This is a genomic window from Nocardia xishanensis NBRC 101358 (genome assembly GCF_001613365.1).
Lineage (GTDB): Bacteria > Actinomycetota > Actinomycetes > Mycobacteriales > Mycobacteriaceae > Nocardia > Nocardia xishanensis.
The window spans coordinates 1-19,959 of the sequence record NZ_BDCF01000082.1 but is presented as its reverse complement, the minus strand read 5'-3'; the positions used below and the strand labels follow the sequence as shown (position 1 = coordinate 19,959).

The window sequence follows — 19,959 nt, the reverse complement described above, 5'->3', positions numbered from 1 at the left end:
ACGGGTCACGCTGCGGCAGACCACCAGAGGACGGGTCACGCTGCGGCAGACCCGAGGCGTCGCGCGCGGGCGCACCGTTCGCGCCGGGCTCCCGCTGCGGCAGACCGCCGGGCGCCGCGTCACGTTGCGTCAGACCGTTCGGCGCCGCGTCACGCTGCGTCAGACCGTTCGCGGCGGAATCACGCGGCGGCAGGCCGGAAGACGGCTTACGCGGCGGCATTCCGTTGGCGCCCGGCTGACGCTGCGGCAGACCGCCCGCCGCGGGGCCGCGCTGCGGCAAACCACCGGACGCGGGGCCGCGCTGCGGCAAACCACCGGACGCGGAATCACGCTGCGGCAAACCACCGGGGGCGGGATCACGCTGCGGCAAATTACCGGGGGCGGAATCACGCTGCGGCAAACCAGTGGCTGCCGAATCGCGCGGAGACAGACCCGAGGCCGCGTCCCGCGCGGGCGCGCCGTTCGTACCGGGCTGACGTTGCGGCAGGCCGCCGCCAGCGGTCGGATTCGGTACGCCGTTGGCGCCTGGCTGACGCTGCGGGAGATCGCCGGACTTCGGGGTCTCACGCTGCGGCGGCGGCGCACCGATACCGCCCGGCTTCGCGCCGCTGACCGTCGGCGGCGTCGGCGGCCGCTGCGGACCGCCCGGGGATAGGTTGCGCTTGGGCAGGCTCGCCGCGGCGAGCTTGCCGCGCTGCGGACCGTTGGAGGTCTGGCCGGGCTGCGGACGCAGGGTCGGGCTCGACTGGGCCGTGTCCTGGCGCAGTCCAGTCGCCATCGTGTTGCCCGGCTGACGCTGGGGGAGTCCATCGGAGTCGCCGGCCTCGGCGGGCTTGCTGACCGGAATCGGTCCGCTCACCCCTGGGTCGACGGTGACCATCATGTTGCCACCCGGCGTGCGGGTGATCGAGCGCATCTGCATGGACGACGACGTCGACTGGCGCTGCGGTGCGGCGGGCGACGGCGTCGGCGTCACGGGCTGCGGGCCCGAGATCGGCTGCCCGGCGACGATCAGTCCGATCGGCACGTGCACCGTCACGGTCACACCGGGATCGCGCGCGGTGTCGAAGGTCGGGCGCAGCCGCACGGTGAGGCCGTGGCGCTCGGCCAGGCGGCCGACCACGAACAGACCCATGTGCCGGGCGGTGTCGGGCCCCGGTTCCGCGGTCTGCTCGAGCTTCCTGTTGATCTCGGCCATTTCCGTGGGCGGCATACCGATGCCGCGGTCGGCGACCTCGATGAGCATGCCCTGGTCGTGCGCCTGCGCGAAGGTGAACTTCACGTCGGTCTCCGGCGGGGAGGCACGCAGCGCGTTGTCCAGCAGCTCGGCGAACAGGTGCGCGAGGTCGGAGGCGGCCGGTTCCTTCAGCGAACCGCGTGGCGTCGCGCCGAGCTTGACGCGCTCGTAGTCCTCGACCTCGGAGATCGCGGCGCGCAGCACGTCGGCGATCTCGACCGGCGCCGACTTACCGCGGCGCTGTTTGGTACCCGCCAGAATCAGCAGGTTGTCGCCGTTACGACGCATACGGGCGGCGAGATGGTCCAGCCGGAAGAGGTTCTCCAACAGGCGGGGGTCCTTCTCGTCGTACTCCATCGCCTCGATGAGGGTCAGCTGGTGGTCGACCAGCGACTTGGATCGTCTGGCCAGGGTCTCGAACATGTCGTTCACCTGGCGGCGCATCTGCGCCTGGTCACTCGCGAGGCGAAGCGCCTGGCCGTGGATGTCGTCGACGGCGCGCGCCAGCTGACCGATTTCCTCGGTGCTGCGCACCGGCATCGGCTCCAGCGGCACGTCCTCTGGGCGGGCGCCTTGCCGCAGCTGGGCGACCTCGTGCGGCAGATCGCTCTCGGCCACGCGCAGCGCGGCGAGACGCAGCTGGTGCAGCGGCACGATCATCGAGCGCGCGACGAACACCGCGAGCAGCAGCGCGGCGAGGATGGTCGCGATGACGACCGCGGTATAGGTCCACGCGTCGCGGTTGGCCGTGGCGGCCAGCGTGTCCATCGCGGTGTCGATGTCCTTGGTGGCCTTGGCGACCACTCGCTCGTAGACGTCGACGCTGCCGGTCAGCGAGTTCTTCAACTCGCCGAGCGGAATCTTGCCCGCCGCCGCCTCCGGGCTGCCCAGCAGCGAGACGCGGTTGTCGACGCCCGCGCGCATGTCCGCGATCGAGGCGTCGCCGTCGGGGAAGCGGTGCGCGAGCACGTTCAGCAGCTGCCGCTCGGTGTTCGCGGCCGTCAAGAAGGACGCGATGCCGGCCTGGGTGCTGTGCAGCACGTCGTTGAACGCGGCGAGCTCACCGACCAGGGTGGCACGAGTGTTCAACGAGTCGACGAGGCGCAGCTTCGCGGCGTCCAGCGCGGGGTCGGAGACCTGCGAGACGGTGCTCTCCACGATCCGCACGCTGTCGTTGCGGATCCTGTCGATCCCGCCCAGCGCCTCCGCCGGGTCGGCGGCGGCCTTGCCTCTGGACAGAATCGCCTTGGCCTCGGTGACCATGTTCTGCAGCGCGGACTCGGCCTTCGGCTGCCCGGCGAGTTTGCTCACGGCGCTCTGCGCCGTGGATATCGCCTTGTCCAGGTCACTGAGGTCCTGGTCGGTCACCACGCTCTGACCCGGCAACAGCGAGACCATCTGCGAGCCCGCGACCGTCGCCGCGGACGCACTCAGGCCGGTGACGGCCGGGATCGCCTCGATGTTCCCTGCGACCCCTTCCAAGCGGTTCGCTTCGGTGAACTCCGAGGTAATCCTCGACACGCCGAGCCCCACCGCGACCGCCAGCGGCACGGCAAGAACCGCCGTAACCTTCCAGCGCAGGTCCCAATTGCCGAGCGCCCAGCGCTTCTTGCCGGACCTTGCGGCGTCACGCATCTCCCACTCACTTTCCAAACTGGCCCCATCCACGCGCGCCATCAGCGAACCTCCACAATCGCATGCTGGCTCGACGGGTGGAGCTGGCCGAGAACTGCGGCTGGCCGAGAAATTGCGTCTACGACGGCCGAAATAAGTGACATCAGATTCTAACGGATCAATAACAGCTTGGGTGACATCGAGTATAGCTACGGGCTTTGACCTGCCCGTTCCAGGCAAAACCAAAGGTCGCGGCACCCACCCGGGCGTCGCGTGAAGTCTGCCACAATCATGCAGATCTATCGAGGCGGGCGTCGAGGCGAAGCTAGGGAGTCACAGGTTTGAGCACAGCATCACAGGCTGATTCGGTGGGGGGCGGTGGCCGGTCGACAGGTGGGCGCGCGAAGCACGACTACCGACCGGTCTATCAGACCAGCCTGGTCGATCCCGCCGAATTCTGGACCAGCGCGGCCGAAGCGATCGACTGGGAGGTGCCCCCCGGCCAGATCGTCGACCCCACCGCCAGGCCCGTGGCCAGGTGGTTTCCGGATGCCAGCCTCAATACCTCCTTCAATGCCCTCGACCGTCACGTGCGCACCGGCACTGCCGCCGAGGGGGGCCTGGCCGATCGGGCCGCCCTAATATACGACTCCGCTATGACCGGCGCAAAGGTCGTTTTCAGTTACGCCGAACTGCTCGACGCGGTGGCCACTTTCGCGGGCGCGATGGCCCGGCTCGGTGTCCGCAAGGGCGATCGGGTGGTCATCTATCTGCCGATGATCCCCGAAGCCGTGATCGCGATGCTCGCTTGCGCGCGAATCGGCGCGGTGCACTCGGTGGTGTTCGGCGGCTTCGCCGCCCCTGAACTGGCCGCCCGCATCGATGACGCCCAGCCTGTGCTGATCGTCACCGCCTCCGGCGGCATCGAGCCGGGCCGCAAGATCGAATACCCGCCGATCGTGTTGCAGGCGCTCGACCTCGCGCAGACCACCGCGCCGCGGCACGTGATCGTCAAGCAGCGCCCCGACCAGTTCACGCCGATCACCTTCGCCGCGCCACAGGCGGCCACCGAGACGCTGCCCAGCTCCGAAGACACCGTCGCGGCGCAGTGGCTGGACTGGGAGGACGCGGTACGCGACGCGGAGCCCGCCGATCCGGTGCCGGTCGCGGCCACCGATCCGCTCTACATCCTGTACACCTCGGGCACCACGGGGAAGCCGAAGGGCGTCGTCCGCGACAACGGCGGCCACGCCGTCGCGCTGGCCTGGTCGATGCGCAACATCTACGACGTCGGGCCGGGCCAGGTGATGTGGGCCGCCTCCGACGTCGGCTGGGTGGTCGGCCACTCCTACATCGTCTACGCGCCGCTGCTGGTCGGCGCGACCACGCTGCTCTATGAGGGCAAGCCGGTAGGCACTCCCGACTCGGGCGCCTTCTGGCGGGTGGTCGCCGAATACGGGGTGCGCGTGCTGTTCACCGCGCCGACCGCGCTGCGCGCCATCCGCAAGGCGGACGCCGAGGCCAAGCTGGCCCGCAACTACGACCTGTCCTCGCTGCGCGCGCTCTTCTGCGCGGGCGAGCGGCTCGACCCGGCCACCTACGAGTGGGCGACCGGCACCTTGCTGGCCGACCGGCCCGACTGCCCGGTCGTCGACCACTGGTGGCAGACCGAGACCGGCTGGCCGATCTGCGCCAACCTGCTCGGCCTCCAGGAGCTGCCGATCAAGCCGGGTTCGGCCTCGGTGCCGGTGCCCGGCTATCGGCTGCGGGTGCTCGACGCCGAAGGCAACCCCGTCCCGGCGGGCACCGAGGGCAACATCGTCATCGGGCTACCCATGCCGCCCGGCACCCTGACCGGGCTATGGCAGGACGAGCGCCGGTTCAGCCGTTCCTACATGTCGGCCTTCCCCGGGCACTACCTGACCGGCGACTCGGGCTACTTCGACGAGGACGGCTACCTCTACGTCCTCGGCCGCAGCGACGACGTGATCAACATGGCGGGCCACCGCCTGTCCGCGGGCAGCATCGAGGCCGCCATCGCGGGCCACGAGGCGGTGGCCGAGTGCGCGGTGATCGGTCTGCCCGACGAGCTCAAGGGCCAGCGCCCGATCGCCTACGTGGTGCTCAAGGAAGGCGTCGAGGTCGACACGGCGCAGTTGCGCGACGAACTGATCGCCCTGGTGCGCGAGAAAATCGGCGCGATCGCCGCGCTGCACGACGCGGTCGTCGTCGCCGGGCTGCCGAAGACCAGATCGGGCAAGATCCTGCGCAAGACGATCCGGCAGATCACCGCGGGCGACCCCTACGACATGCCATCCACCATCGAAGACCCCGCCGTGCTCGCCGCGCTGGAGGATCAGATCATCACCACCAGGGCCGACGAGGAGGCGAACGCCGCGTCGGACAACGGCGAGGCGACCCTGCCCGACTCGGATCCTGTTGCGCCGTCCTGATTCCGCTCCGGCGGCGATCGTGCCCTCAGAGCTTTCTCAGGGATCGCTCACCCGCGTGCCAGCGCTTCGCAATAGCGTCGGATGCGCTTTCGCTCGATCCCTCGAAGAACTGGAGGCATTCTCGATGAACTCTTTCCGTCGTCGCACCGGTCGTGCCGCGCTGGCCGCTGGCGGCATGGCCACGGTGGCGATACTGCTTTCCCCGGCGCTCGCGTCCGCCGACCCGGCGGAGCTGGCCGCGCCGCTGCTCGCCTCGGATTGCTCGTTCGCCCAGGTCGACGCAGCGCTGCACGACAAGGCGCCGCAGCTGGCCGCGATGCTGGACGCGAACCCGTCCAGGAAGGCGGAGTTGCAGCGCCGCTTCGACCAGCCGGTGGAACAACGCCGCGCCGAGTTCCAGCGCCTGGTCGACGAGAACCCGGGGGCCGCGCGCGAGGCGGAGAACGATCCGCGCGCCGCGGGACTGCGCGAGACGATCCAGGCCGTCGCGGCGGCCTGCCACAACTACTGATCGCAGCCTGACCGACGACCGCACCCGGGACCGGCAGAATGAACGACGTGACCCCCTCGACGCCGACCGTCCTCGTTGTCGATGACGACGAGGACGTGCTCGCCTCCGTCGAGCGCGGCCTGCGGCTGTCCGGTTTCCGGGTGCTGGTCGCCCGAGACGGCGCCGCGGCGCTGCGCAGCGTGAGCGAGCACGCTCCCGACGCCATCGTGCTGGACATGAACATGCCGGTGCTCGACGGCGCCGGGGTGGTGACCGCGCTGCGCGCCATGGGCAACGAAGTGCCGATCTGCGTGCTCAGCGCCCGCGCCTCGGTGGACGACCGAATCTCCGGGCTGGAATCAGGCGCCGACGACTACCTGGTGAAACCGTTCGTGCTCGCCGAGCTCGTCGCGCGGATCCGCGCGCTGCTGCGCCGCCGCACCGACACGCCCGCCCCTGCGACTCCCGGCGCGATCACCGTCGGTCCGCTCGAAATAGACGTCGCGGGTTATCGCGCACTGCTGCACGGCACCGAAATCGAACTGACCAAAAGGGAATTCGAGCTGCTGTCCACATTGGCCCGCAACGTGGGCGTGGTGCTGAGCCGGGAGCGTCTGCTGGAACTGGTGTGGGGCTACGACTTCGCCGCCGACACCAATGTGGTCGACGTCTTCGTCGGCTATCTGCGCCGCAAGCTGGAGATCGGCGACACCCCGCGTCTGCTGCACACCATCCGCGGCGTCGGATTCGTCCTGCGAGCGCCGAAATGAATCCGGCCGTGCCGTGAATACGCGTGGGCGCAAAACCTTTTCGTTGCGCACCCGGGTCGCGGGCGCGGCGGCCGCCGGCGCCGTCATCATCGTGACCGCGTTGAGCGCGATCACCGTGCAGGCGATCGAGCGCACCAATCTGCAGCAGAGCGACCAGCAGCTCGCGGTCGCGTCCCGCCTCGTCCTGCTCGACCCGGTGATCGCGGTCGGCGTGCTGGGATTGACCGGGCTCAACGACGACATGGCTATTACGGTGCGCGACAAGGGTTCCGTGGTGGCGAGCAGCCCGGTCCAGCTCCCCGACCTGCCCACCGGTTCGCGCACCGTCACGGTGGGCGGCGTCCCGTACCGCGTGCTCACCACGACCGAGAACCAACCGCCGGATCGCACTGTCTCCCTTGGCATTCCGGCCGACGAGGCGGCTCGCGCCACGGCGGAGCAGCAGCGCTGGGTGATGGGCGGCGCGCTGCTCGCGGTGGCGGCCGCCGGCGCGCTCGGCTGGTTGCTCGCCGGCCGCGCGGTGCGGCCGATCGTCGACCTCACCAGTCAGGTCGGTGCCCGCAGCGCCTTTCCCGATCGCGACAATCCGCAGCCCCCGGTGGACGGCAAGGGCATGCGCGAGGCCGAGGAGCTGGCCGACGCGGTGAACCGCATGCTGCAACGAGTGGACCAGGCGCAGGAGGAGACCGCGGCCGCGCTGGAGACCGCGCGCGATTTCGCCGCCGTCTCCGCCCACGAACTGCGCACCCCGCTCACCGCGATGCGCACCGACCTGGAGGTGCTGCGCACCCTCGACCTGGACGAGACGCAGCGCGCGGAGATCCTCGCCGACCTGCAACGCAGCCAGGGCCGGGTGGAGACCACGCTGGCCGCGCTGGAACGTTTGGCCACCGGCGATCTCACCAACGAACGCGATCACGTGGACACCGATGTCGGCGACCTGTGCGACCAGGCAGCGCACGACGCCATGCGGCACTTCCCCGGCCTGACCGTGCGCATCGAGACCGACGCCGAACTGGTGACCCGCGGCCTGCCCGCAGGCCTTCGCCTCGCGGTGGACAACGCCCTCGCCAACTCGGTGAAGCACGGCAGGGCCACCGAGGCGGTGGTCTCTGCGCACCGAACGCCGTGGGGCCACATCGTGATCGCCGTCGACGACAACGGGCGCGGCATTCCGGTCGAGGAGCGCGACGCCGTCTTCGACCGGTTCTATCGCGGCAGCCAGGCCAGCAAGGGCGGCTCCGGGCTCGGCCTGGCGCTGGTCGCCCAGCAGGCCCAGTTGCACGGCGGTCGGGCGTACTTCGAGGACAGTCCCCTCGGCGGCGCGCGGCTGGTGCTCGACCTGCCGGAGCGGCATCGCGTCGGCGATCAGTTGCCGTCGAACGGGGCCGGTTACCGAAACCGCTGAGGATCGTCCCGAAGCGCGCCGCGTCCGGGTGTGACGCGCATCGCGAGAGCGCGACCGGACGCAACGAAAACCTTTGCGCCCTTACCGAACTCTCAGAGAAACGCCAACGGGAGCGTTAGCAGCGGTCCCTAGGGTCAGCTCTCGTGATCGGACATCGCGCCCGCTGGGCCCTGCTCGCCGTTGGGATCGTCACCGCAGGAGCGATCGGAGGTGCACTCACCGCCTGCTCGGGCCCGGGTTCGGCGCCGTCGAAGATAGCTCTGATCAATGCCGACACCGGGCCGACGGGCGCGCGCATCGTGCAGGCACTGGAGCAGGACGGCGCCGGCTACGAATGGACCATGGTGAAACCGGGTGAGGCCGACGCCGACGACTACGCGGCCGTGATCACGCTGCCCGCCGATCTCACCCAAGCCATGGGCACGCTGGCAAGCCCGCAACCGCAGCGCGCCATCGTCACCGTCGCCGCGCACGACAACGCCGACGGCGACCTGGTGAACGGGGCTGTCCAGGCGGTGACCCACCGCATCGGCGCGACCGGCGTCGACGCCGCGCTGGCCGCCGTTGCCCAGGCCCGCAGCCAGCTCACCGGCGTGCAGTTCACCGCCCAGCTGCTCAGCGCCGGGGTGAACGCCGCGGCCTCTGGCGCCGATCAATTCAGCGCAGGCGCCGATCAGCTCCTCGGCTTCCTGGAATTCGCGAAAGAGGGCTCCGCGCAGCTGACTTCGGCGATCGCCATGCTCAACGACACCGTCGACGGCGCGGCCATGCAGGCGAATCAGCTTGCCGAAGCATTGGATTCGACCGGGATCACGATCGCACAGGTGCAGCAGACCGCGGGCACCGTCAGCGCGGGGCTGGACCAGATCCTGCCGCTGCTGCGCGCGCTGCCCTTCGCCAACGATCCCTCGCTGGCCGACATCATCGGCAAACTCGATGCGCTACGCGCTGTTTCGGGTCAGGCGGGCTCCCAGCTCGACGGCCTCGATCTACTCGTCGGCGGCGCCGTCGACCCGAACACCGACCTGGGCGCGCTGCTGCGGACCGTCGTCGGACGCCTCCAGTCCGCCAGCGCCCAGCTCAACGAGGGCGCCAAGCTCGCAGAGGGTCTCCCCCAGCTCGCCGAACAGGGCGGCGCGCAACTGGTCGACGCCATCGGCCAGCTCACCGGCGGGGTCACTCAGCTTCAGCAGATCGTGACCAACCTCAGCACGCAGACCGGCAAGGCCATGGACGCCCTCCCGATGCGCAGCACCACTCAGCAGTCCGCCATCGCCCTCGCCCTCACCGACCCGGTCGAGATCGTCCGCGAGTGAGCGCCGCTGCGGCGCAACGGAAACCGCTCCGGTTCCCTCGAAGCACCCCGGATACGACCGTGGCCCGCACTCCGGAGAGTGCGGGCCACGGGGATTCGTCGGCCGATCAGCCCGCGTTCAGCAGGTCGATCACGAAGACCAGGGTCTTGCCGGAAAGGTGGTGGCCCGAACCGGCCGCACCGTAGGCGAGCTCCGGCGGGATGGTGAGCTGACGGCGGCCGCCGACCTTCATGCCGGGGATGCCGTCCTGCCAGCCCTGGATCAGGCCGCGCAGCGGGAAGGTGATGGATTCGCCACGCTTCCACGACGAATCGAATTCCTCGCCGCTGTCGAATTCGACACCGACGTAGTGCACCTCGACGGTGCCGCCGGGCACGGCTTCCTTGCCCTCGCCCACGACAAGGTCCTTGATCACGAGCTCGGTGGGCGCGGGGCCCTCTTGGAATTCGACAACCGGCTTGGTCATTCGGCTATCCCCTTCGATAGGTGGGTTGATTGTCAGCGGTTGGTGATCTCGCGGTAGTCCCGCGCGCCGTAACCGGTGTAGATCTGGCGCGGGCGGCCGATCTTCAGCGGCTCGCTGTGCATTTCGCGCCAGTGCGCGATCCAGCCGGGCAGCCGGCCCATCGCGAACAGCACGGTGAACATGCGGGTCGGGAAGCCCATGGCCTTGTAGATGACGCCGGTGTAGAAGTCGACGTTCGGGTACAGCTGGCGCGAGACGAAGTAGTCGTCGGTGAGCGCGGCCTCTTCGAGCGCCTGGGCGATGTCGAACAGTTCGTCGTCGCCGCCGAGCTTGCGCAGGATGGCGTCGGCGTGCTTCTTGGCGATGGAGGCGCGCGGGTCGTAGTTGCGGTAGACGCGGTGCCCGAAGCCCATGAGCTTCACGCCGTCTTCCTTGTTCTTGACCTTGCGGATGAACTCCTTGACGTCGCCGCCCTGGGCCTTGATGTCGTCGAGCATCTCGAGCACGGCCTGGTTGGCGCCACCGTGCAGCGGGCCCCACAGCGCGTTGATGCCGCCGGACACCGAGGTGAACAGGTTGGCGTCCGAGGAGCCGACCAGGCGCACGGTCGAGGTGGAACAGTTCTGCTCGTGGTCGGCGTGCAGGATCAGCAGCATGTCCAGCGCGGCCGCGACTTCGGGGTCGACCTCGTAGGGCTCGGCCGGGAAGCCGAAGGTCATCCGCAGGAAGTTCTCCACCAGGCTCAGCGAGTTGTCCGGGTAGAGGAACGGCTGGCCGACGGACTTCTTGTACGAGTAGGCCGCGATGGTCGGCAGCTTGGCGAGCAGGCGGATGGTGGACAGCTCGACCTGCTCGGGGTCGCGCGGGTCGAGCGAGTCCTGGTAGTACGCCGAAAGCGCGTTGACCGCGGAGGAGAGCACCGGCATGGGGTGCGCGTTGCGCGGGAAGCCGTCGAAGAACCGCTTGAGGTCTTCGTGCAGCAGCGTGTGGCGGCGGATCCGGTCGGTGAACTCGTCGAGCTGAGCCTGACTCGGCAGCTCGCCGTAGATGAGCAGGTAGCTGACCTCGATGAAGGTCGAGGACGCCGCCAGCTGATCGATCGGGTAACCGCGGTAGCGCAGGATGCCCGCTTCGCCGTCGATGTAGGTGATCGCCGACTTGGTCGGGGCGGTGTTCATGAATCCGGGGTCGTACGTGACATACCCGGTGCTGGCCAGCAATTTGCCGAGGTCGACACCGTCGTTGCCTTCTGAGGCTTCGGTGATCGTCATGGCGTATTCGCCACCCGGGTAGCTCAGCACCGGTTTGGCGTCGTTGATGTCGTTCTCGGGCACGGAAGGATCCCTCTCAGGCTAGGACCGTCGGCATCGAAGTGCGGTCGGCACGGCGGTGCGATTACCTAGACGCTAGTCGCTGTCCACGCGGCCCAGCCACGAGGGTGCCCACCGAGCGACCTCACAAACGCCGCGTCGTCAGGTGAGGTTTCGCCGGTCATGCGGGCAGCGATTCGGTGTGCGCGCGGGAGACTCGGTAGCGAACGAATGCCGGGAAGGCCAACGCGGCCAGCACGACACCGATCACCACCAGCACTCCGCCGCCGGCAGCGGCGACCGCGGTACCCAGGCTCGCCGCGGCAAAACCGTGGGCAACATCACCGATCCGCGGGCCGCCCGCGACTACCACGATGAACACGCCTTGCAGGCGACCGCGCATCTCGTCGGTGGCGACGGTCAGCAACATGGTGGTGCGCAGCGCGGCGGACACCATGTCGACCGCGCCGCCGAAAGCGAGGAACGCCACCGCGATCCACAGCCAGACGCCGAGCCCGAACAGTTGCCCGGCCAGGCCGACCGCGAGCCCGAAGCCGACCATCGCGACGCCCCACAGCGCGATGCAGACGATCACGGCCAGACCCTGGCGGCGAATGCGCGGAATCCACCCGGAGAACACGCCGCCGAGCACCGCGCCCGCCGACATGGCCGCGAACAGCAGGCCGAGCGCGACGCCGCCGCTGGCCGGATCGCCGAAGGTCTCGTGGGCGATCTGCGGGAACAGCGCGCGCGGCATGCCGAACACCATCGCGATGACGTCGACGAGGAACGAAGCGAGCAGGATGCGCTGGGTGGCCAGGTACGCGAATCCGTCAAGGACCGTGCGGAATCCGGCCCTGCGCGCGTCGCCGGTCGGCGGGAACGCGGGCAGCCGCCACACCGCCCACAGCGTCACGAGCAGGGCGACGGCGTCGACGAGGTAGAGCGTCGACAGGCCGATCAACGGGATGAGCGCGCCCGCGAGCACCGGCCCCGCGATGGCGCCGACCTGCTGCACGGTCATGCTCAGCGAACTGGCGGCGGCGAGTTGTTCCGGCGGCAGGATGCGGGATATGGCCGCGCTTCGGGTCGGCTGGTTCACCGCGAAGAACGCCTGCTGCACGGCGAATAGGACAAGCACCACCCAGACGTTGTCGAGGCCTGCCGCCGCCTGCGCCCAGAACAGCACCGCGGTGACGCCGGTGCCCGCGGTGGTGACGACCATCAGCTTGCGCCGGTCCATGACGTCGGCGAGCGCACCGCCCCACAGCCCGAACAGGATCAGCGGCACGAGTCCGAAAAGTCCGGAAAGCCCGACATATCCGGAACTGCCGGTGATCTGGAAGATCTGCTGCGGTACCGCGACCACCGACAGCTGGGCCCCGACGACGGTGACGATGTTGGTCGTCCACAGCCTGCGATAGTCGGGATTGCGCAGCGGGGTGGTGTCGGCGAGCAGCTTCACCGGCCGGAGATTAGCGAGTTCCCGACCTGCGAGACGACGCGATATTCATCACATGAATCATCTCTTGTCAGGGCTGCAAGCGATCGACCGCCATCAGGCCCTCGGCGATCCGCACCCGGATCCTGTTGTGCAGCCTGCCGCGTCGGCCCTGCCAGAACTCCACCTCGTCGGGGCGCAGCAGATAGCCGCCCCAGTGCGGCGGCACCGGGATCTCGTCGACGTCGGCGAAGCGCGCGGTGGTCTCGGCAAGCGCGCGATCCAGTTCGGCCCGCGACCCGATCGGGCGGGACTGCTGCGAGGCCCACGCTCCGAGTTGGGAGTCGCGCGGACGCGAGCGCCAGTACACCGAGGTCTGGTCGGCGGAGGATTTCTCGACCGGCCCGCGCACGTGCACCTGCCTGCCGAGCGCGGGCCACAGGAACGTCGCCGCGGCGAACGGGACGGCGGCCAGTTGGGCGCCCTTGGCTGAGTCGTAATTCGTGTAAAAAGTCACACCTTCGGGTGAGAGTCCTTTGCAGAGCACGGTTCTAGCGACCGGTCGCGGCACGCCGTCGGCCAGCGAGACCGTGGCCAGGACCATCGCGTTGGGCTCGGCGATGCCGACGGCGGTGGCCTGCTCGATCCAGTGGCGCAACAGCGGCTCCCAGCCCCCGCCCAGCCACGTTTCGTCGAGGTCGATGTCCTCGCCGGAGCCGAAGGGCGCGCCGCCGTACTCGACCCGCATCGCGGACAGATCGGTGTCGGCCGGGAGCTCGATCGCGTTGCGGCCGGCGTCCGGCGGGAGCAGGACGGGATCCGACGCTGAATTGTCCAGGTCACGCATGGGCCAGACGTTACTCTGCGGTAGCAGGGAGCTAAGGTTTTGGTGATCGGCATGTGCTCGGCGAGCGGCACCCTCATCGACGAGAACTCATGCGACCCGAAGTGCAAGGAGAGTCACAACATGACTACCAGCCCCGCGGTTCCCGGTGGCCAGGCCACCGTGCCCAGCGATTTCGTCAGCGGCCTCGAGGGCGTGGTGGCTTTCACCACCGATATCGCCGAACCGGACAAGGACGGCGGCGCGCTGCGCTACCGCGGCGTCGACATCGAGGACCTGGTCGGCAGCCGGGTGACCTTCGGCGACGTGTGGGCGCTGCTTGTCGACGGTGAGTTCGGCCGCGGCCTGCCGCCCGCCGAGCCCTTCCCGCTCCCGGTGCACACCGGCGACGTGCGCGTCGACGTGCAGGCCGGTCTGGCCATGCTCGCGCCGATCTGGGGCTACCAGCCGCTGCTCGACATCGACGACCAGGAAGCCCGCGAGAACCTGGCCCGCGCCTCGGTGATGGCGCTGTCCTACGTGGCGCAGTCGGCGCGCGGCATCTACCAGCCCGCGGTGCCGCAGAAGAAGATCGACGAGTGCACCACGGTCACCGAGCGCTTCATGACCCGATGGAAGGGCGACCCCGACCCGCGACACACCGAGGCCATCGACGCCTACTGGGTCTCCGCGGCCGAGCACGGCATGAACGCCTCCACCTTCACCGCCCGCGTCATCGCCTCCACCGGCGCCGATGTGGCGGCCTCGCTCTCCGGCGCGATCGGCGCGATGTCCGGCCCGCTGCACGGCGGAGCCCCGGCCCGCGTGCTGCCCATGATCGAAGAGGTCGAGAAGACCGGCGACGCCCGCGCGCTGGTCAAGGGCATCCTGGACCGCAAGGAGAAGCTGATGGGCTTCGGCCACCGGGTGTACCGGGCCGAGGATCCGCGCGCCCGCGTGCTGCGCGCCACCGCCAAGCGTTTGCAGGCCCCGCGCTACGAGGTGGCGGCCGCGCTGGAGCAGGCCGCGCTCGCCGAGCTGCGCGAGCGTCGTCCCGACCGGGCCATCGAGACCAATGTGGAGTTCTGGGCCGCGGTGATCCTCGACTTCGCCGAGGTGCCCGCGCACATGATGCCCGCCATGTTCACCTGTGGCCGTACCGCGGGCTGGTGCGCGCACATCCTGGAGCAGAAGCAGCTGGGCAAGCTGGTGCGCCCGGCCGCGATCTACACCGGTCCCGCGGCGCGCAGGCCGGAAGAGGTCGAGGGCTGGGCGGCCATCGCCCACCTCTGAGCCGGCAACCGCATAGACGATCGCCCGAAACCACGCCGCCCCTGAACGTGCCATGCACGTCCAGGGGCGGTGCTTCATCTTCCGAATGTTCGAATTACCGTGCGCCGATCGGCTTTCCGAAGAACGAGGCGACGGTCTCACCGAACACCGAGGCCAGGAACGGCAGCTCGCCCGGCGTGGCGAGCATCGTCGGCATGTCGCTCGTGCTGCACCCCGCCTGGGCTGGCACGCCGTCGAGCCGGTCGCGCAGCCACAGCAGGGCCGCGGGGCCGCCGGTGATCTCTGCGACGATGTGCTCGCTGGCGTGATCGCGGGTGAACTGCACCTGCGCGTCCGGATTCTGGCAGTAGGTGTTCACCAGGTCGTTGGTCGAGCCGAGCGGCAGGATCTCGTCCCAGGCCGAATGCCAGATGAACATCGGCATGTCGGGCACCGTCTTGCCGAGCTTGGTGTCTTCCAGCATCGCGGCGACCACCGGGTCGTGCAGCGGATCGCCCTCGGTCTGCATGAGTCCCTTCAGGTTCAGGAACGGAAACAGTGCTGACTGGTACTGCACGCACAGCGGCGCTTTGAGCGTCATCAGCGCCTTGCCGAGCGGATTCACTTTGCTGTCCAGGAACGCCGCGAAGTCGGGATATTCGCGCGCCAGACCCATCACCGCGGCGAACACCAGTCCGGCCGTGGCCTGGTTGTTCGCCATGTTCAGCGTCGCGCCGAGATCGGCGCCGACACCGCCCTGGGCCGCGCCGACAATGTTCAGCTCCGGCGCGTAGCTCGCCCGTAGCTCGGCGGCGTGGCCGGTCGGCATGGATCCGCCCGAGTAGCCGTAGAGCCCGACCGGCGCGCCCGGGCCGACCTCCAGCGGCGCGAACGAGGTCGCGGCGCGGATTCCGTCCAGGGTGATGCGACCGCCGAGCGGTCCGGCCGCGTACGCGGAATTCGGGCCCTGGTGGTCGGGAACGACCACGGCCCAGCCTTGCTGCAAGGCGGCTTGGGCGAACACGAATTCGCCCGGCGCCACGATCTGCCCGAGCAGCGGCGCGACCGAGAGGTGCTGGAGCGCGTAGGAGGGCGTGCAGTAGCCGGCGGTGGAGTCCTCGGCGATCTGCAACGACAGCAATTTGCGCGGCTCCGGCGCGACGCCGCGCGGCTTGATCAGCGTGGCGACGGCCGAGATCGGCTGGTCCCTGCTGTCGTTGGAGCGGTAGGAGACCTGCCAGGCGTCCACGTTGAGCGGAATGAGACCGAAGTTCGCGAGGTCGACCTGGCGCACCGCGATCACCTCGCCCGGCGCGGCGGCGGCGAGCACCTCCGCCGGCTGCCGATAGAAGGCCTGGTCGAGTTCGGGCGGCAGCGGAAGCACCCGAGCGGCTTCGACGGGTGGACCGACCGGCGCGTCCGGCTCCGCTCCCGCCCGCGCTCCGACCCCCGCGAGCGACACGGCGACCGCCGCGCTCATCGACACCATGTAGAACCGGCGCATCCGGCCGGACCTCGTACTGGTCCTCATCGACCCACATCCTCACCATTCGCGATTGAGACGCCAGCGTCTCAATGTGGGGCAAACTATGGCACGGATGTGTCTGGGACGCAATCAGTTCGAGGTGTCGTCCGGCAATGCCAGCGCGGTGAGCAGTGTGGTCAGCACGTCGACGAGCACCTCGACGGGCGGACGCGGATCGTCGAGGCTCCACTGGTGCACGAGGCCGTTGACCGCGCCGATGAACGCCGCCATGGCCACTCGCCAGCCACCAGGCGGGGTGCGCACGCCCGGCAACGCTCCAGCGGCCGCCTCGACGACCGCGCCCCACCGGTCCCTGACCTCGGCGCGATGCCGCTCCATCGCCTCGCTGACCCCGACGATCTCGACGAACGCGACCTTCGCCTTGCGGATGTCGCCGACGATGGCCCCTGTGTAAGCGCGGATGGCCACGTCTACCAGGACGCGCGGCTCGACGGTGTCCGCCGCGGCGAGCGCCCGCGCGACGGCGTCGCGGGCCTGCTCCTGAATCCGGTCGTAGACCTCGACGAGCAACTCCTCGCGGCTCCCGTACTGCTCGTAGAACTGCCTGCGGGACAACCCCGCCGCCGCGCAGATATCGGTGATGGAGCTGTGTGCGTACGTCTTGTCTGCGAACACCGTGAGCGCGGCCTCGACGAACAGCGCGCGCCGCTCGACCTGCCGCTCCGCGACCGACTGCCCGGCGTAACTGTGTCTCGACCGCACCGCACTCACATCCGAGGACCCTAGTGCGAGCCGCCTCGACCCACCCCGTACACCGGGTGGCCCGAACCCCTATTCGTCGCCGAGCGAGGCCGCCCAGTCCACCGCGACGGATTCACCGCGATCCACAGTGAAGAACGCCACCTCGAGGTGCTGGCCGAGGTCGACGAGGCCGATCGCGGCCAGCGGCACCGGTTGGATCAGGCGGACCCGCCACGGCAGCGTTTCGTCCCAGGCGCGCAGCTCGAGATCGAGGCGGAGCACCGGATCGTCCAGGCCGGAGTAGTCGGCCGCCACCGGCGAGGCCGCGAGCACGGTGGCGTCGGCCCTGCGACCGTCGGCGAGGATCTTGGCGATGCTCACCCTGACCGCCTCGTCGGCGTCTGGGAGGTAGAGCACCAGCCGGTCCATGTCCCCGGGATCGACCCGGCAGGCGACCACGTCGGCGGGCTGCATCCACTCCAGGTCTTCCTCGCGCACCCGCTGCCGCACCCTCGTCTCGTACGGGCGCTCCCCCTCGATCTGCACGCGAACCCAGAACACGTGGCCGGGCTCGCCTCGCCGCGGCTGCGGCCCCGGCCCCACAACGAAGGGCAGCGGGAACGACGGCGCCGAGCTCTTACGCACGCCGAGGATGGTCGCCGATCCCGCGGTGCCCCGGATCAGCAATTCGCGCCGCGCGGCGCCGGACAGCGCGCCCGCCCGCAGACCGAAGTTCCGTGGTCGCCGGGCGCGAATCCGCCACCCGGAATCAGCCGACGCCATGCCCATGGGCGAAAAGAGTAGCCGCACTGTGGCGTACGCCACAGCAATACGTCGGTTCTATGAGTAATTGATCACACCTTCGCTGGTTTCCGAGACGTCACGCCGCACAGGTACCCACCCGCACGAACCGACCAGGTCGGACACGCTTTACCCTATTGGCCATGACCTCTGCGTTCCCGACCATTCCCGACGACCTCAAGCCCGCCGACGGACGGTTCGGCTGTGGCCCCTCCAAGGTGCGCCCGGAACAGCTGGAGTCCCTCGTCAAGGTGGGCGCCTCGGTGTTCGGAACCTCTCACCGGCAGAAGCCGGTGAAGGACGTGGTCGCGCGGGTGCGCAGCGGCCTGCGCGAGCTCTTCGCCCTGCCGGACGGCTACGAGGTCGTGCTGGGCAACGGCGGTACCACCGCGTTCTGGGACGCCGCCGCGTTCGGTCTGATCCGCGAGCGCTCGCTGCACCTGACCAACGGTGAGTTCTCCAGCAAGTTCGCCGCCGTTGCCAAGGGCAACCCGTTCATCGGCGACCCGATCGTCGTCTCGTCCGAGCCGGGCAGCGCCCCCGAGCCGGTGGCCGACCCGTCGGCCGACCTGATCGGCTGGGCGCACAACGAGACCTCGACGGGCGTGGCCATTCCGGTGCAGCGTCCGGCCGGCTCGGAGCACGCGCTGATCGCCATCGACGCCACCTCCGGCGCGGGCGGCCTGCCGGTGACCATCGCCGACGCCGACGTCTACTACTTCGCGCCGCAGAAGTGCTTCGCCGCCGACGGCGGCCTCTGGGTCGCGCTGATGAGCCCCGCCGCGCTGGCCAGGGTCGAGGAGATCAAGGGCAGCGGCCGCTGGACCCCCGAGTTCCTCTCGCTGCCTGTCGCGATCGACAACAGCACCAAGGACCAGACCTACAACACCCCGGCGCTCGGCACCCTGCTGCTGTTCGCCAACCAGATCGAGTGGCTGAACGCCAACGGCGGTTTGGACTGGGCGGTCAAGCGGACGCTGGATTCCTCCTCGCGGCTGTACTCGTGGGCCGAGTCGAGCGAATACGCGACCCCGTACGTCACCGACCCGGCGCACCGCTCGCAGGTCGTCGGCACCATCGACTTCGCCGACTCGGTGGACGCGGCGCAGGTCGCGAAGGTGCTGCGGGCCAACGGAATCGTCGACACCGAGCCCTACCGCAAGCTCGGCCGCAACCAGCTGCGCGTCGGGATGTTCCCGGCCATCGATCCGGAGGACGTGAGCCAGCTCACCCGCAGCATCGACTGGGTCGTCGAAAAGCTCTCCTGAGCGATTTTCCCGGTGCCCGTGGTCTTCGAAAAGACCACGGGCACCGCGCTCGAATCACCCCGAGTGAGCACAAACTCCCAAAATCGGTAAACCCCACTCGACAACCGCAATTCCCCGCACTACCAGCCCCGACCAGGGCGAGTCTTACGAGCCCGTTCGCGGCCGTCTCGCTTCCGAGCGGCCGAGACGCATGCGACGAAGTCGCGAGTATCGGCCGCTCGGAAGCGAGACACAAGGGGCCGCGAACCCGCGCGCGCCAGCGCGCCGACAACACAGCGTCAGCGCGCCAAAGGTCACAGATTAGCTGTTTCCGCAAGGGCGCGGCAGATTTTGGTGCCGCGTGTCTTGCCTCGAGATCATCGAATGTGCACTACTGTTTCGGAAAGTGGGCGGTGTCGCGAGCCGACGCGATAAGGAGGTAACGGTGCGTGAGCTTCGAGTGATCGGGGTGACGCCCGACTCCACGCACATCGTGTGTATCGACACCGAGTCCGGCCAGAAGTTCCGGCTGCCCGCAGACGACAAGCTACGAGCCGCCGCGCGCGGAGACCTTGCCCGATTCGGCCAGATCGAGATCGAAATGGAAGCGTCTATGCGTCCCCGCGATATCCAGGCCCGTATCCGTGCCGGGGCCTCCGTCGAACAGGTCACCGAAGAATCCGGTATGCCCGCGAGCCGGGTCGAGCGTTTCGCGTATCCGGTGTTGCTCGAGCGCGCCCGCGCCGCCGAGCTCGCGCAGAAAGCGCACCCGGTGCGCCCCGACGGCCCCGCCGTGGAAACCCTGATCGATATCGTCACCGCCGCTTTCACCGAGCGCGGGCACACGCTCGAGAATGCCGAGTGGGATGCCTGGAAAGACGAAAAGGGTTACTGGGTTGCCCAGTTGCAATGGCAGAACGGACGTTCCGAGATCGCCGCGCACTGGCGTTACCAGCCCGACGCGCACGGCGGTTCGGTCTCGCCGCTCGACGACCCCGCCGCGGATCTGATCGACCCCGATTTCGGTCGCGCGCTGCGCGGTCTGGCGACCGTCCTGCCGCCGCAGGCCGAGCTGGACGCGCCC

Annotated in this window: 16 protein-coding genes; 8 read left to right on the top strand and 8 right to left on the bottom strand. The window is 69.3% G+C overall.

Annotated features, from left to right (window positions below; translation table 11 throughout):
• Positions 1 to 2,914, bottom strand: a 2,914-nt coding sequence (locus NX1_RS33650) for a sensor histidine kinase (protein WP_245668873.1), incomplete at its 3' end; no start/stop codon positions are given.
• A 305-nt stretch (positions 2,915 to 3,219) separates the two neighbouring features.
• On the opposite strand from NX1_RS33650, the gene NX1_RS33645 reads away from it, so the two are divergent.
• The 5 genes from NX1_RS33645 to NX1_RS33625 all read left to right on the top strand — a co-directional run bounded on the left by NX1_RS33645 (position 3,220) and on the right by NX1_RS33625 (position 9,288).
• Positions 3,220 to 5,304: an AMP-binding protein gene (locus NX1_RS33645; RefSeq protein WP_068068808.1), complete on the top strand. Its 2,085-nt coding sequence runs from the start codon at positions 3,220 to 3,222 to the stop codon at positions 5,302 to 5,304.
• Between the two features lie 124 nt (positions 5,305 to 5,428).
• A complete protein-coding gene (locus tag NX1_RS33640) occupies positions 5,429 to 5,815 on the top strand; it encodes a hemophore-related protein (RefSeq protein WP_068068805.1) in 387 nt (128 codons plus the stop codon).
• Positions 5,816 to 5,853: 38 nt separating this feature from the next.
• Positions 5,854 to 6,564, top strand: coding sequence for a response regulator transcription factor (locus NX1_RS33635; RefSeq protein WP_068068802.1), 711 nt, complete (start codon positions 5,854 to 5,856; stop codon positions 6,562 to 6,564).
• 43 nt (positions 6,565 to 6,607) lie between these two features.
• The gene (locus NX1_RS33630) at positions 6,608 to 7,972 is read left to right on the top strand and encodes a sensor histidine kinase (protein ID WP_245668865.1); all 1,365 of its coding nucleotides are present in this window, start codon (positions 6,608 to 6,610) and stop codon (positions 7,970 to 7,972) included.
• A gap of 143 nt (positions 7,973 to 8,115) precedes the next feature.
• Entirely contained in the window at positions 8,116 to 9,288 is a 1,173-nt protein-coding gene (locus NX1_RS33625; protein ID WP_068068796.1) for a YhgE/Pip domain-containing protein, read from the top strand.
• A gap of 106 nt (positions 9,289 to 9,394) precedes the next feature.
• Here NX1_RS33625 and NX1_RS33620 read toward each other — a convergent pair whose 3' ends face one another.
• From NX1_RS33620 to pdxH, 4 genes are all read right to left on the bottom strand, one after another.
• Entirely contained in the window at positions 9,395 to 9,754 is a 360-nt protein-coding gene (locus tag NX1_RS33620) for an FKBP-type peptidyl-prolyl cis-trans isomerase (protein WP_068068793.1), read from the bottom strand.
• Between the two features lie 32 nt (positions 9,755 to 9,786).
• Positions 9,787 to 11,088: a citrate synthase gene (locus tag NX1_RS33615; protein WP_084501961.1), complete on the bottom strand. Its 1,302-nt coding sequence runs from the start codon at positions 11,086 to 11,088 to the stop codon at positions 9,787 to 9,789.
• A gap of 157 nt (positions 11,089 to 11,245) precedes the next feature.
• Positions 11,246 to 12,529 carry an MFS transporter gene (locus NX1_RS33610; RefSeq protein WP_068068789.1) on the bottom strand — a complete coding sequence of 428 codons (1,284 nt, stop codon included), beginning with the start codon at positions 12,527 to 12,529 and terminating at the stop codon, positions 11,246 to 11,248.
• Positions 12,530 to 12,596: 67 nt separating this feature from the next.
• Positions 12,597 to 13,352, bottom strand: a complete 756-nt coding sequence (gene pdxH, locus NX1_RS33605) for a pyridoxamine 5'-phosphate oxidase (RefSeq protein ID WP_084501960.1) — start codon at positions 13,350 to 13,352, stop codon at positions 12,597 to 12,599.
• 120 nt (positions 13,353 to 13,472) lie between these two features.
• Between pdxH and NX1_RS33600 the strand changes: the two genes are divergently transcribed.
• The gene (locus tag NX1_RS33600) at positions 13,473 to 14,621 is read left to right on the top strand and encodes a citrate synthase 2 (protein ID WP_068068811.1); all 1,149 of its coding nucleotides are present in this window, start codon (positions 13,473 to 13,475) and stop codon (positions 14,619 to 14,621) included.
• 94 nt (positions 14,622 to 14,715) lie between these two features.
• Here the strand turns inward: NX1_RS33600 and NX1_RS33595 are convergent, their stop codons facing one another.
• From NX1_RS33595 to NX1_RS33585, 3 genes are all read right to left on the bottom strand, one after another.
• Positions 14,716 to 16,131, bottom strand: coding sequence for a lipase family protein (locus NX1_RS33595; protein WP_068068786.1), 1,416 nt, complete (start codon positions 16,129 to 16,131; stop codon positions 14,716 to 14,718).
• A gap of 84 nt (positions 16,132 to 16,215) precedes the next feature.
• Positions 16,216 to 16,857: a TetR/AcrR family transcriptional regulator gene (locus tag NX1_RS33590; protein ID WP_068068783.1), complete on the bottom strand. Its 642-nt coding sequence runs from the start codon at positions 16,855 to 16,857 to the stop codon at positions 16,216 to 16,218.
• A gap of 60 nt (positions 16,858 to 16,917) precedes the next feature.
• Positions 16,918 to 17,616: a hypothetical protein gene (locus tag NX1_RS33585; RefSeq protein ID WP_068068780.1), complete on the bottom strand. Its 699-nt coding sequence runs from the start codon at positions 17,614 to 17,616 to the stop codon at positions 16,918 to 16,920.
• A gap of 155 nt (positions 17,617 to 17,771) precedes the next feature.
• Here NX1_RS33585 and serC point away from each other — a divergent pair, with 155 nt between their 5' ends.
• Complete coding sequence (gene serC, locus NX1_RS33580; protein WP_068068777.1) at positions 17,772 to 18,896, top strand: phosphoserine transaminase; 1,125 nt, start codon at positions 17,772 to 17,774, stop codon at positions 18,894 to 18,896.
• Positions 18,897 to 19,320: 424 nt separating this feature from the next.
• The coding region (sepH, locus tag NX1_RS33575) for a septation protein SepH (protein WP_157120352.1) at positions 19,321 to 19,959 on the top strand (639 nt) is incomplete at its 3' end.

What these genes read in the sequence shown, in the direction of transcription:
- NX1_RS33640 (WP_068068805.1), top strand. Translation starts at nt 5,429, where the DNA reads ATGAACTCTTTCCGTCGTCGCACCGGTCGTGCCGCGCTGGCCGCTGGC.
- NX1_RS33635 (WP_068068802.1), top strand. Translation starts at nt 5,854, where the DNA reads ATGAACGACGTGACCCCCTCGACGCCGACCGTCCTCGTTGTCGATGAC.
- NX1_RS33620 (WP_068068793.1), bottom strand. Translation starts at nt 9,754, where the DNA reads ATGACCAAGCCGGTTGTCGAATTCCAAGAGGGCCCCGCGCCCACCGAG.
- pdxH (WP_084501960.1), bottom strand. Translation starts at nt 13,352, where the DNA reads ATGCGTGACCTGGACAATTCAGCGTCGGATCCCGTCCTGCTCCCGCCG.
- NX1_RS33600 (WP_068068811.1), top strand. Translation starts at nt 13,473, where the DNA reads ATGACTACCAGCCCCGCGGTTCCCGGTGGCCAGGCCACCGTGCCCAGC.
- NX1_RS33595 (WP_068068786.1), bottom strand. Translation starts at nt 16,131, where the DNA reads ATGAGGACCAGTACGAGGTCCGGCCGGATGCGCCGGTTCTACATGGTG.
- NX1_RS33585 (WP_068068780.1), bottom strand. Translation starts at nt 17,616, where the DNA reads ATGGGCATGGCGTCGGCTGATTCCGGGTGGCGGATTCGCGCCCGGCGA.
- serC (WP_068068777.1), top strand. Translation starts at nt 17,772, where the DNA reads ATGACCTCTGCGTTCCCGACCATTCCCGACGACCTCAAGCCCGCCGAC.